8 protein-coding genes are annotated in these 14,328 nt (G+C 38.0%); 6 read left to right on the forward strand and 2 right to left on the reverse strand.

What is annotated here, in order from left to right:
- Positions 1 to 249 precede the first annotated feature (249 nt).
- From C5S62_RS05960 to C5S62_RS05975, 4 genes are read left to right on the forward strand one after another with little or no spacing between them, the layout of a single operon-like run.
- Positions 250 to 2,718, forward strand: a complete 2,469-nt coding sequence (locus C5S62_RS05960) for a DNA translocase FtsK (RefSeq protein WP_104404485.1) — start codon at positions 250 to 252, stop codon at positions 2,716 to 2,718.
- Between the two features lie 11 nt (positions 2,719 to 2,729).
- Positions 2,730 to 3,377: a LolA-like putative outer membrane lipoprotein chaperone gene (locus C5S62_RS05965; RefSeq protein ID WP_104404486.1), complete on the forward strand. Its 648-nt coding sequence runs from the start codon at positions 2,730 to 2,732 to the stop codon at positions 3,375 to 3,377.
- 59 nt (positions 3,378 to 3,436) lie between these two features.
- Positions 3,437 to 4,372, forward strand: coding sequence for a thioredoxin-disulfide reductase (gene trxB, locus C5S62_RS05970; protein WP_104404487.1), 936 nt, complete (start codon positions 3,437 to 3,439; stop codon positions 4,370 to 4,372).
- An 11-nt stretch (positions 4,373 to 4,383) separates the two neighbouring features.
- Complete coding sequence (locus C5S62_RS05975) at positions 4,384 to 4,938, forward strand: C40 family peptidase (protein ID WP_104404488.1); 555 nt, start codon at positions 4,384 to 4,386, stop codon at positions 4,936 to 4,938.
- 159 nt (positions 4,939 to 5,097) lie between these two features.
- Here the strand turns inward: C5S62_RS05975 and C5S62_RS05980 are convergent, their stop codons facing one another.
- The gene (locus tag C5S62_RS05980; RefSeq protein WP_104404489.1) at positions 5,098 to 8,520 is read right to left on the reverse strand and encodes a beta-N-acetylglucosaminidase domain-containing protein; all 3,423 of its coding nucleotides are present in this window, start codon (positions 8,518 to 8,520) and stop codon (positions 5,098 to 5,100) included.
- 149 nt (positions 8,521 to 8,669) lie between these two features.
- Positions 8,670 to 11,345 carry a valine--tRNA ligase gene (locus C5S62_RS05985; protein ID WP_104404490.1) on the reverse strand — a complete coding sequence of 892 codons (2,676 nt, stop codon included), beginning with the start codon at positions 11,343 to 11,345 and terminating at the stop codon, positions 8,670 to 8,672.
- A 651-nt stretch (positions 11,346 to 11,996) separates the two neighbouring features.
- On the opposite strand from C5S62_RS05985, the gene pgk reads away from it, so the two are divergent.
- Together pgk and C5S62_RS05995 are read left to right on the forward strand one after the other, a co-directional pair.
- Entirely contained in the window at positions 11,997 to 13,244 is a 1,248-nt protein-coding gene (gene pgk / locus C5S62_RS05990; RefSeq protein ID WP_104404491.1) for a phosphoglycerate kinase, read from the forward strand.
- Between the two features lie 114 nt (positions 13,245 to 13,358).
- Positions 13,359 to 14,246: an ABC transporter substrate-binding protein gene (locus C5S62_RS05995; RefSeq protein WP_104404492.1), complete on the forward strand. Its 888-nt coding sequence runs from the start codon at positions 13,359 to 13,361 to the stop codon at positions 14,244 to 14,246.
- The last annotated feature ends 82 nt before the right edge of the window (positions 14,247 to 14,328 follow it).

Raw genomic sequence — 14,328 nt, forward strand, 5'->3', positions numbered from 1 at the left:
AACCGATCAATAAGGGCGTATCGAACGTTCGATACGCCCTTATTGATCGGTTAAAATGCATCCGCTAAGAATATGATTTTTGTTGAAGGAAATTTAAGTATAAATGTTCACAAATCTATACTTGATATTAAATATATTTCATGATTTTATTTGTATTATCTAAATAACTTTTAGTAACTTTGCTCTCTACATGTATAACAGGAGGGAAAACTTTGTTGATTTCCTGAATAATAAATTCATTAAGTAACAATGCCAGTTTCAAAAAAGAAAGAAACAACACATAAAGAAAAAGCTAAAATAACGTCTAAGAAAAAAAATAATGTAAAAAAACTTGATATTAAGAGTGTACTCTTACCAGAAGGACTTAAGACCCTTTATCAAGGTGATACTTTGCGTTTTGTTTTTGGTCTTTTTGCTTTGATAATAGCGCTTTTTATGGTGTTGTCATTCATTTCTCATTTTTTTACTGGTAATGTGGAGCAGACAGCTGTAGAAGGTGGATTGACTTTTACTGCACAAAATTATGGAGGTAAATTAGGAGCTTATACTGCTCATTATTTTATGGATGAATGTTTTGGAGTTTGCTCATTTTATATTCCAATATTTTTATTGATACTCGGTATAAAACTTATGCGAGTATATAAAATCAGACTATGGAAATGGTTTCTTAATTGTTCCATTTTGATGGTATGGGGATCTGTTATGTTAAGTCTTTTGGAATGCTCGTTACTTCCTAAATTTGATTTTACATTTTATCTAGGGGGGATGCATGGAGTAAATGTTTGCAATTATTTGATTTCTGCAATAGGCATAATTCCTACATATATCCTCTTAATCACTATTGCTATTTGTTATCTCATCTACTTAAGTAATGAAACTATTGAAATTATTCGTAAGATGATGAAGCCACAAATATTAATAAAGGGAAATCTTGTGAAGATTAATGTCAAAAAAGAAGTGCAGAATGATGAGATTTATGGATCGGATTCTGACAATTTAACAGAAAGGATAAACGTTGATGATAAGAACACTCAAGAAAACTATGAACAAGATTATATGGTGAGCCTTGATTTTTCCAATCAGATAAATGATGAGAAAGATCCTGAACTGATTTTAGAAGAAACCACAAAAGCATCACTTCCAGTGGAGCAACAGGCTATTAATATTTCTGAAGAGGATTTTCCTCTGGATACAAGAAATTTAGGTGAACCATATGATCCTTGGAAGGATTTAGAAAATTATCAATTTCCTCCCATTGAACTTTTGAAAAAATATCCAGATAATGCTCCTTCAGTTGACATGGCTGAACAAAATGCGAATAAAGATCGTATCATTACTGTTTTGCGCAATTTTGGAGTTGAAATCATGAGTATTAAAGCAACAATAGGACCAACTATTACACTTTATGAGATAACTCCAGCCCCTGGAGTGCGTATTAGCAAGATACGTAATTTGGAGGATGATATAGCTTTAAGTCTTAGTGCCTTGGGGATACGCATTATTGCCCCTATTCCTGGTAAGGGGACTATTGGTATTGAAGTTCCTAATAAGAATCCTCGTATTGTATCTATGGAAAGTATTATCAATTCCAGAAAGTTTCAGGAAAGTACTTTCGAACTTCCAATAGCTCTAGGAAAGACGATTACGAATGAAGTCTTTATGGTTGATTTGGCCAAAATGCCTCATTTATTGGTGGCAGGTGCGACAGGACAAGGAAAATCTGTAGGGTTGAATGCTATCATTACTTCATTAGTTTATAAAAAACATCCGTCTGAACTCAAAATTGTAATGGTGGATCCTAAAAAAGTGGAATTTAGTGTTTATTCTCCTATTGAAAACCATTTTTTAGCGAAAATAGCAGATGGGGACGATTCTATTATCACAGATGTTACCAAAGTTGTACAAACTTTAAAAAGCCTTTGTCAATTGATGGACCATCGTTATGATTTGCTCAAGAAAGCTAAAGTTCGAAATGTAAAAGAATATAACGCAAAATTCAAGGCACGCCAACTTAACCCGGAAAACGGCCACGAATTTATGCCTTATATTGTTGTTATTATTGATGAGTTTGGAGATCTTATTATGACAGCAGGTAAGGAAGTAGAATTACCTATTGCTCGTATTGCTCAATTGGCACGTGCTGTTGGTATGCACATGGTTATAGCCACTCAACGCCCTACAACGAATATTATCACGGGTACCATCAAAGCCAATTTCCCTGCTCGTATGGCTTTTAAAGTTATGTCACGCATTGACAGTCAAACTATTTTAGATCGTACTGGAGCTAATCAATTGGTTGGCAAAGGAGATATGCTATTTTTGGCAGGGAATGATCCCGTTCGTGTTCAATGCGCTTTTGTCGATACTCCAGAAGTTGAGGCTATAAATAATTTTATAGCAACTCAACAAGGATATTTGGTTCCATATGAATTACCTGAAGTTGCAACAGAAAATGATAACGATAATTCAGCCAATGTTGTAGACTTAGCTAATCTTGATCCTCTATTTGAAGAAGCCGCTCGTTTAATCGTCATCCATCAACAAGGTTCCACATCACTCATACAGCGTAAATTCTCTATTGGTTATAATCGTGCTGGTCGTTTAATGGACCAAATTGAAAAGGCAGGAATTGTAGGACCTACCCGAGGAGCCAAACCACGTGAAGTGCTATGCACGGATGAAGTTGAATTAGAAACAAAAATATCCGCTATTAGATAAATTAAGCTTATATGAAAAAGAACGATTTTATAATTCTGTGTTTGCTCATAATATGTAGCTATTTTGTACCTTCCATTGCTAATGCTGATACTCCTCATCAAGTATTAGATAAAACGGCTGGAATTTTAAAGAATAGTGATGGCATACAAGCAACCTTTGAAGTAACGTCTTATAAAGGAGCCTCTATTTCTGGCAATACGTCTGGAACTATTTATGTCAGAGGAAATAAGTTTAAAATAACTTCACAACAAATGACAACATGGTTTGATGGTAAAACACAATGGGCTCTTATGGCTGGTAGTGACGAAGTGTATGCATCAACGCCTACAGCAGATGAATTACAATCCATTAACCCGTATACTTTTGTCAATCTATATAAATCTGGATATAATGCACAGATGACAATTACAAATTATAATAATAAATCTTGCTATGAAGTACGACTTTTGGCTCAACAGAAAGGAAGAAGTATTCGTGAAATGCGTATAATCATAGACAAGACTAGTTATTGGCCATTAAGTATACGTATGAAACAAAAAGACGGAAATTGGATACGTATTCGAGTTGGTAATACTTCGGCTGGAAAAAAGTGGAAAGATAGTTTTTTTCAGTTCAGCAAGAAAGATTATCCGAGTGTGGAAATTATTGATTTGAGATAATTTCATATTGAGAAACAATTAGACTATAATCAATAAAAATTATACAATAACATCAAATTATGGAAACTATTAAATGCCTTATACTTGGTTCCGGACCAGCCGGTTATACTGCAGCCATTTATGCAGCTCGCGCAGGATTATCGCCAATAGTTTATGAAGGATTACAACCAGGTGGACAACTCACGACAACAACTGAAGTTGAAAACTTTCCGGGCTATCCTGAAGGCATTGATGCAAATGATATGATGAGTGACTTACGTAAGCAAGCCGAACGTTTCGGCACCGAAATACGCACAGCAACAGCAGTTGCAACCGATTTGGGTATTCAACCAATGGTTATTACTTTTGATGATGAAACCCAAGTCGCCTGTCAAGCTTTAATTATTGCAACAGGTGCTTCTGCCAAATATTTAGGCTTAGATGATGAAATAAAATATCGTGGAGCTGGTGTTAGTGCCTGTGCCACATGTGATGGTTTCTTTTATCGTAAGAAAACAGTTGCTGTTGTAGGAGGAGGGGATACAGCTTGTGAAGAAGCTATGTACCTTTCCGGACTTGCAGCTAAGGTTTATTTAATTGTCAGAAAACCTTTTCTTCGTGCCTCAAAAACCATGCAAGAGCGTGTATTTTCCAATGATAAAATAGAAATTCTTTTTGAAACGAATACGGTAGGTCTTTTTGGAGAAAATGGAGTGGAAGGGGCTCATTTAGTGTATCGCCAAGGAACTTCTGCTGAAAAAAAATACGACATTGCAATTGACGGTTTCTTTTTAGCTATTGGCCATAACCCCAACAGTGATTTATTCAAACGCTGGATTGACACAGACGAAAATGGCTACATCATAACTAAAGGAAAAACTGCATGTACCAATATTGCTGGGGTTTTCGCTGCCGGTGACGTAGCTGACCCACTTTACCGACAGGCCATTACAGCAGCAGGAAGTGGCTGTAAGGCTGCGATAGAAGCTGAGAGATATTTGTCTGCACTCAAATAAAAGAGTAACCAATGGTTTTGCCTGACTACACAAACTACACCAAACAACCACTATTGCCAATAGTGGTTGTTTTCTTCTCATTGGCTATTGTCTCTTGTTCCTCTTCAAGGCAGTTAAAACACGTGGATTTTCACTCTTTAGCCCGTGCTGGAATAATTTTAGGTTTTGATATAGAAAAACATGACGATCATGTTCTTTATATTGAAGCGGCAAGTTGGGTTGGTGTTCCTTACGGGTATGGTGGCATAACAAGAAAAGGCGTAGACTGTTCCGGTTTAACCTATAACATATATAAGAATGTTTATGGTACAAAGATTGCCCGTAATTGCAAAGAGCAATTTGAGGGAAATAACCATAAATATAAGCGATTGAAATCATTGCAACCAGGTGATTTGGTTTTTTTCTCTTCTTCCCATTTGGAAAAAGATATTACTCATGTTGGGATTTATTTGAAAAATGGACGATTCATTCATGCCCGTTCATCACGTGGTGTAACTATCGATGATTTAGCATCTGATTATTGGAAAAAACGTTGGATAGCAAGTGGATGTGTAAAAGAAAAATAGTATATTTAATCTCAAAATATACTACAGTGAAAAAATTATCCTCACGGTTCAGCCTGATATTTTCAGTTTTAAGTTATCAAAAAAATCCTTGAAAGATTTATTCGATCTTTCAAGGATTTTTTGATTTTAAATTAATCTGCGTTATCTTAATTACAATATTTATTTCATATAAATCTTATAAGAGTTTTTACTCCCGTCACACAGAGTAACATTCAAAAGAAGAAGATTGCTCTTATAGGGGATTGGCAGTGAAATATGATTCGTTCCCTTATTCTTATAAGTAATTAAATTCTTTCCTTCAATAGTGCATATTTGTACATTCTGTATCCCTTTTGCTGATGTTATAGAAACGTTTTTATCGACAATAACAACATGAATATTATTACCTTCATTTGAGGTTATTTCTTCGATTCTTGTTGCCACTTGCGGTTTTTTATTTTCATCAACCACTTCTATAATTTCATAAATCGTAGGGGCAATATCCCCCTCCCATGATATTCTTAAAGCTGAGTAGTCATTAAAATCACTCAAATCCACTTCTTGAGAATAGTTTTTCAAAAGACCTATTTCTTTCCACTCGCCAGCATTACATATAGATAATGTGGCGCCAACAGACGAGGACGCATCTTGATAAATAATAATTTTTGAAAGAGGGTGAACACGGAATAAGTGGTACGTAAGTGAAGAGACTGGAGATATAGTGGCTGTATAGGGTAATTCGTCAACAACCTCAGTTATTGCTTTATTATCAGCATCAACGCAAATAGGACGGTATTTATCAGCATCTGTTTGACGATTCACTTCTATTTCGTATAAACGTAACCATTTATTGGTATTAGCAGAGTGTAAGCGCAAACGAACATATTGCACAGTCTCATTGGTTCCATTAAAATCACAATAGGACATTTCATCTGAATATTTGATGACTTGTGGTAAATTCATTCTGAAATCAATAGAGGTTGAACCTTTAACTTTTAACGGTTTCCAAGTTTTACCATCAGCAGATGTTTCTACGCGACCAATTTGCATATAGTCACCATTTACTGTTCCCATACAAATACGTACATCTCCGACAACCGTAGGAGATGAAAGTTTTACAGTATAAGCATCATTTTGTTGCTGATTTCTATTCAAACAGGCAAAAGTAGTGTAATCGCCATCGGTTATATAGCTCTTGTTATGACCACTCCAAATATCTCCATTCGGAATTGTTGTCAAATTAGTATTAATCTTAGTCTCTTCTGGCAGAGTAATGGAAAAATTTCCTTGCACCAAACGTAGACTACGAGGTTTTTCACTATTATTTTTGATGCAAATATAATTAACATGATTGCTCAGGAATATTTCCTTATTGTTATAACTATTCCAATTTTTACCATCTCCAGAATAAACGACCTCAAAATTAGGCCATAACAGAGTATCAGCAACCGTTACATTAGCCAATTGGGTCGGCTGAGGTAATTCCATTCCGATATATTGCCCTGATTCCAGTGTGACGGTAGCTCTAATATAACATTTGTATCCGACATTATAAATATTACCGTTCACATTTGCATTCGTAAACATTGCAGTCTTAGCTTGATGACTACCTTTAAAAATATCAGACAGAACATTTTCTTTCATATAATTGATAAATGGTAAAAAATATTTCTGCGAAGGCTGTGACGGCCTTACAGAAACACTAACACCTGACCCCATTCCTTCTAAAGCATAGGCTTTAAATTGCTCATCCTTGTCAAGAGAACTAACCGTCTGTATAGAAGCTACATAATTTTTCCACACTTCCTCTGTTATTTCTTTTTCCATAGCTGAAGTTAAAAGGCCTTTTGTTGCTACAACCATTGCTTTTAACTTCAACAACCAAGGTGCTAAATCATTATAGAGTAATCTATCGCTCTCTGTTTCTGAATTTTTCAATGCTATAAGAATATCGCATTTCTCACTAATGACATTAAACAGTTCTAACAATTGTTCCGGTTGCGGTTTATTGGTGGTGAAGGAACTTTTATAAGCTGTGATTAAAGAATTCAAGACTTCAGGATCATTATAGCGCAAATATTGTGAAAGATAACGATAAGCGCTAGCTGCATTTTCGTCTTTTAAAATAGCGTTGAAAGAAGCTTCCCAACTATTTTTATTGTCAAAAGCATCGGTATTCCAAGCATAATTGGCAACACTAAACAATGGTGTTTTTGAAATTTCCCCTTGCTGCATAGGATTGCTGACAATACCTAAGCCATTTTCAAGGCTATTTGGCAAAGTGGCGTTATTGTTGACTGCCGGCATGTCATAGAAATTAGAATAAGTGTCAGAAGGATAAATTTGGCCGTCGGCATTGTCATTGCAAGGATAATTCCACCACCACCCGACGTTACGCCCCAAGTCGTTCTTGACAGTAGCCAAATCATTGCTGTTAGGTACACTCCACACTCCTGCTCCTGTAGTGTAAATTGTGATATAAGAGGGTGTGGAAGACAATGCCCTGAAGAACTTCTGTCTCACTTCTACAGAAGGTGCGAAAGAGGAGCAATAGATCTGTGGAACAAAATGAAGCGGTCGGACCGTGTCTGAAGCCAAAGCACCTATTTGGTTGTATTTGTTCTCCAAAGCCTTTTGTAAAGCTGTTAAACGCTGAGCATTAGTATTGAGGTCAGCATCAGAACTTGGAACACTGACATCATCTACAAAAACGGCAAATTGACGTACACCATGACGATACATCTTGTCAAACTTACCCATTATATCATTTATAACAGTAGTGCTGTATAAAAAATCATTGCCCGGATGGATTGCCCAAATAAAATTAACTTTTGTATCATGTGATACTTGAGTAACATCCGATACCATTTCCTGTGAAAGCCATCCATTTTTTTTCTGTTCTTCTGTTATTGAAGCCGGATAGTCTTCTTTCCATTTTTCAGAATGATAAGGATCACTTTTTGCACCATAAAGATAGGTGTTCATTTTATAACGCATCATAAAACGCATCAGATCTTTCTTTACAGACACAGAATAAGGATACCCATAATAGCCTTCAACAATACCACGACTTTTCTGATCTGCATAATCATAAATGCTTACTGCCGGCATTGCTGTTTTGTCCACTTCCAGCATTTGCTCAAGTGAGGCTAAGCCAAAAAATGCGGCATCTGTGTTTTCACCCAAAACAAGAACGTTAGCAACTCCGTTTTCAACTTTAAGCATAAGACTGTGTCTGTCATACTTACCTTCCGCCACGAATACTTCGCGTTGAAGTCCCCACTTGGCTGCTATTTTGTCTGCTACATCTTCTGAGCCGTTTATTCCCAAATAGATGTTCGTAAGGTTTTCAGCAGCTTGATTGCCAAGTGTCACAGTAAGCCCGTTTGCCTTAAGAATATCTTTGAGACGATTGATCGTGGCTTCATCAATGCCATTCTCTACAATCACGTTTACTTCTTGTGTAAATGCACCGGTACCAGTTCCTGCATGTTGTTCTTGAGGAATCGGATAAATGGTGTATACATTATCAGCGGTTGCCGTTAAGGAATTTCCCAATAGGGCAACCGACAATATCCCTGTCAGTAAGTTTTTTTTATTCATGGTATACGATATTTAGGTAATAAAAGTTTTTTTATTCATTCAAAAAGAATTCTCTGCCCAAGATATTGACTATTGTCTTTTTACTATAGTATGAAGAATTATGAGGTTATATCAACTTTATTATTGAAACAAAAGAAACTTTGAAGATGTTAATACATCTTCAAAGTTTCTTCCAAAACAGCGATTTTGGTCATTGCGTCATTTTGCTTCTTGTGCTCCATTTCAACAACTGCTGCAGGAGCATTATTTATAAAACGTTCGTTCGAAAGTTTCTTCTCTATTCCAGATAAGAATTTACGAAGATGTTCCAATTCCGCCAATGCTTTTGCCTTTTCAGCTTCTATGTCAATCAAATTGCCTAATGGTATTGCATACTCTGTTGTTTCCACCATAAAAGTGGCAGAGCCATGTGCCTTTTCTGCTATCAGTTCCACACTTTTCACATTTGCCATTTTAATGATGAGAGATGTGTATTCCTTGTCAGGATTATCGCTGATAACTTGCAGTTCCAAAGTTTCTCTTGGCGATATGTTTTTAGAATTTCTTATCGCACGCACGTTGGACACAATACTCTTCACACGAGTCATTTGTACAATCAAACCAGTATCACCCTCAATTGGCATAGCAATATTCTGTGGACTGACCATCAGACTTTCGCCATTCTCGCGTTCACCAAGATGTTGCCACAATTCTTCGGTGATGAAAGGCATGAACGGATGAAGCAGGTGAAGCAAATCATTAAAGCATGCAAGTACTTCATTGTAGGTTTGACGATCAATAGGTTGGCCGTATGCAGGTTTAACCATTTCAAGCAACCAACTCGAAAATTCATCCCAAAAGAGACGATAAACCTCCATGAGCGCTTCCGACAGACGATATTTGGAAAAGAGATCACTTATTTCATCTGCGCTACGGCGCAGTTCTGCCTTGAACCAATCAAGGGCCTGCCGTGATGTTTCCGGCATTTCTCCATCGGCTATCGTCCATCCCTGCACGAGACGAAACGCATTCCAAATTTTGTTGCAGAAGTTACGGCCTTGTTCACAAAGCGACTCATCAAAAAGAATATCATTACCGGCGGGAGCTGAAAGCATCATTCCCATACGTACACCGTCAGCACCGAATTTATCAATAAGTTCAAGGGGATCCGGTGAGTTGCCTAAGGATTTAGACATTTTACGTCCCAATTTGTCACGAACGATACCTGTAAAATAAACATTCTTGAAAGGCATTTTTCCAGTATACTCATAACCGGCCATAATCATTCGCGCCACCCAAAAGAAAATGATGTCAGGACCTGTCACCAAATCGCTGGTAGGGTAGTAGTATTTAAATTCTTCATTATCAGGATTATTAATACCTTTGAATAGCGAAATGGGCCAAAGCCATGAAGAGAACCAAGTGTCGAGTGCATCTTCATCCTGGCGTAGATCGGCAATGTTCAACGATGGATCTTTACTTTTCTCACGGGCTAAAGCTAAGGCTTCTTCTGGAGTTTCTGCGACAACGAATCCGCCAGTAGGCAGGTAATATGCCGGAATGCGGTGTCCCCACCACAGCTGACGGGAAATGCACCAGTCTTTTATATTTTCCAGCCAATGGCGGTAAGTATTTTTATATTTTGCCGGATAGAATTTAATGTCATCGTTCATGACTGGCGACAAAGCCAAATCGGCAAAATGCTGCATTTTCAGGAACCATTGCATGGAGAGTTTCGGTTCGATAGGTACTCCTGTACGTTCCGAACAACCGATTTTATTGTCATAATCTTCTATTTTCTCCATGAGACCTGCATTCTGCAGATCCAAAGCTATTCGTTTCCGAACGTCAAAGCGGTCTTGTCCTACATAAAGCCCTGCGGCCTCAGATAGTGTCGCATCATCATTGAAAATATCAATTGCTTCAAGATTATATTTTTCGCCCAGCATATAGTCATTCACATCGTGAGCTGGAGTCACCTTGAGACAACCTGTACCGAATTCAATATCTACATAGTCATCCTCAATAACAGGAATGACACGGCCAACCAAAGGCACAATCACACTTTTGCCGGACAGCCATCGGTTTTTAGGGTCATTAGGATTGATACACATGGCAACATCGCCCATAATTGTTTCGGGGCGTGTGGTCGCAACCACAGCATATCTGCCTTTTTCATCGCAATGAATAATTTCTCCTTCCTCTCCGGTAGCACCGTTACCATCGTCTTCTGCCACATAATATTTCATGTAGTAAAGTTTCGTGTGCTCTTCCTTGTATACGACCTCTTCGTCCGACAGTGCCGTTTGAGCCTTAGGATCCCAATTGACCATGCGTACGCCGCGATAAATCAAACCTTTATTATATAGGTCAACAAAGACCTTGATAACACTGGAAGAACGTTCTTCGTCCATCGTAAAACCTGTACGGTCCCAGTCACACGAAGCACCAATACGACGCAGTTGCTTCAGAATAATACCGCCATGTTCATCGGTCCATTCCCAGGCATGCTTCAGAAACTCATCACGTGACAAGTCACTTTTCTTGATACCTTGTTTTGCTAAACGATTCACTACCTTAGCTTCTGTAGCTATGGAAGCATGGTCGGTGCCCGGTACCCAGCAGGCATTTTTACCTTCCATACGGGCACGGCGAACAAGAATATCCTGTATAGTTTCATTGAGCATGTGTCCCATGTGCAACACACCCGTAACATTGGGAGGAGGAATCACCACGGTGTAAGGTTCACGCCCGTCAGGCTTTGAACTGAAAAGGCGATTGTCCAGCCAATACTGGTACCATTTGCTTTCTACTTCTTCCGGATTGTATTTGTTTGCTATTTCCATTATGTATAAAAGTGATTTTTACTTTTGAGAATAATGATTTATGAATTGATCAGTTCAAATCCCCCTTTGAAGTTTACGACATCAAAATGAATAGGAACAAGAATACAGACTTTGCAAAGTTAACGATTTATTGTTTAAAAATATTATTTTATTCAACTTATTAATTGCAAAGATGTCCAGACAGGGCGTTTTATGGTCAATTGACATTTTAACACTATTTGCTTTTAGCCGAAAAAAATCGTATATTTGCAATGGCGAAGCGGACTGTTAACAAAAACTGTTCGCTTTTGTTGTCTTTAACGGCAATACAGAGATATTTTCCATAGAAAAAGTCCGTATTATAATTTAAATTCGCCGTATTGCTGTTAAAATTCCAAGTAATCTTTTTCTTTCCGAACTTCTTCCAACTCTTTTTATATGGTTTATGAATATGTAAATGCTCATTGGAAATGTAACAGAAAGTTAAATATGTTAAACTTCAACACCCCATCGTAATTATTTATATTCTCTACATTCTATTGAACAACATCGGTCCATTGATTTTTTCTGTTTTCATGACATCTCATGTGAACAAGTTTTTTCGTATATTTGCGGTGCCATAATGGCACTGGTAATAAACTCACTTAAAAACAATAAAATAACAACGCGATTATGACTATCGACACTTGCAACTTCGAAGGTAAGAAAGTAATTGTCCGTGTGGACTTTAATGTTCCTCTTGACGAGAACGGAAAAATCACTGATGACACCCGTATTCGAGGTGCTCTGCCCACTTTGAAAAAAATACTCGCTGACGGCGGATCACTCATCATCATGAGCCACATGGGTAAACCCAAAGGTAAGGTTAATCCTAAATTCTCTCTCGGTCAGATTACCGAAGCTGTTGGAGAGCATTTGGGTGTGACCGTTCAGTTTGCTCCCGATTGCGCAAAAGCCGCCGAAGCTGCCGCTGCTCTCAAACCGGGCGAAGTCCTTCTGCTTGAAAATCTTCGCTTCTATCCGGAAGAAGAAGGCAAGCCTGTGGGCATAGATAAGGCTGATCCCGCTTACGAAGAGGCAAAGAATGCCATGAAAGCCAGCCAAAAAGAATTTGCCAAGACTTTGGCTTCTTATGCAGACATCTACGTTAATGATGCCTTTGGTACGGCTCACCGCAAACATGCTTCAACTGCTGTTATTGCAGACTCTTTTGATGCCGACCACAAAATGCTTGGTTATCTCATGGAGAAAGAGGTGCAGGCCGTTGATAATATCCTGAGCAACATTAAACGCCCATTTACTGCCATCATGGGTGGTTCAAAGGTTTCCACTAAAATTGGCATCATTGAAAACCTGATGGACAAGGTTGATAATCTTATCCTTTGCGGCGGTATGACTTATACATTTGCAAAAGCACAGGGCGGTCATGTCGGTCTTTCGATCTGTGAAGACGACAAACTTGACCTGGCACTTGACATTATAGCCAAAGCTAAGGCCAAAGGCGTTAAATTGGTGCTCGGAGTTGACTGCATTGCAGCCGATTCGTTCTCAAATGAGGCCAATACTCAGGTTGTGCCTTCCGGTGAAATTCCTGAAGGCTGGGAAGGTTTGGACGCTGGCCCTGAAACCCGCAAACTTTTTGCTGATGCCATTGAGGGCGCCAAAACCATACTTTGGAATGGTCCTGCCGGTGTTTTTGAATTCGACAACTTTACAGGTGGTTCCCGTGCAATTGCCGATGCCATAGCCAAAGCTACGGCAGAAGGAGCCTTCTCACTCATCGGAGGTGGTGATTCAGTTGCATGTATCAACAAATTCGGTATGGCTGATCAAGTTTCCTATATTTCGACTGGTGGCGGTGCTCTGCTAGAAGCTATCGAAGGTAAGATTCTTCCTGGTATAGCAGCCATTAAAGGCTAATTAAGCCCCTGTATAATTGACATTAATAAAATGTGGAATGTGGAAAAGCCATCCTGTCAATGACAATTGGCTTCCTGCATTTCACATTTATGATTTTTCCTTATTTATGCATCCATGAAATCAGTTCTCTTGCTTGTTACTATTTGGAGCGGACTGCTTGTTGCCTGTTCGCCTGAAAGAAAAGCCGAACCAATGCCTGCCCGAACAAAAACTACAGTTGTAACCGACAGCCAGACACTAGTTTTAGCCGTTCAGCCTACGATTGACTGCCTGCCACTTTATTATGCTGCAGAAAAAGGACTTTTCAAAAAGGTTGGGGCGAGAGTCTTCCTAAAAAGCTACAATTCACAGGCCGACTGCGATACTGCTTATATAAACAAGTCCACAGATGGTGGCGTAACTGATTTAGTTCGTTTGTGTTATCATAGAAATCGTGGAGAAAAACTAGAAGTCATATCTGGTACTGACAACGAATGGGCTGTTGTGGTAAGTGGAAAATTGCGCATACGTAATCTGACAGCTCTAAAAAAACACAGTATTGCTATTTCTCGTTTTTCAGCAGCACATTACTTATTGACAGATTTATTGAAAGATGAGAAAATAACCCCAACAGATATCTTACCTGTGCAAATCAATGATTACAAACTACGTACAGAAATGCTAGATGAAAATCAGATTGATGCAGCTATATTATCTGAACCTTATGTGGCTTTAGCCAAAAGTAAAGGACATCATATATTAATAAACAAGTTTTATTCTCTTAATTTAGGATGTATAGTTTTACGTAAGGAATCAGTAAGCAATAAATTAAAAAACAAGCAAATACCTCTATTTATAAAAGCTTATAACATGGCAGCGGATAGCATTAATAAATTAGGAAAAAATAAAATATCCGACATACTTTCTATTCGCTACCAATTGCCCGAAAAAGCTATTGACAGCCTGAAGTTACCACACTATCGTCATGCCTCAATTCCGGAAAGAATAGATTATTGTTTGTAATTTGTATAAACAGGTATTCAATAGATTTTTCAACATAAATATTAAACAAAAATCCTATACTGTATGCTCTCGAATTTCGAAA

The sequence above is a fragment of the Prevotella sp. MGM2 genome (assembly GCF_002933955.1).
Classification (GTDB): Bacteria; Bacteroidota; Bacteroidia; order Bacteroidales; family Bacteroidaceae; genus Alloprevotella.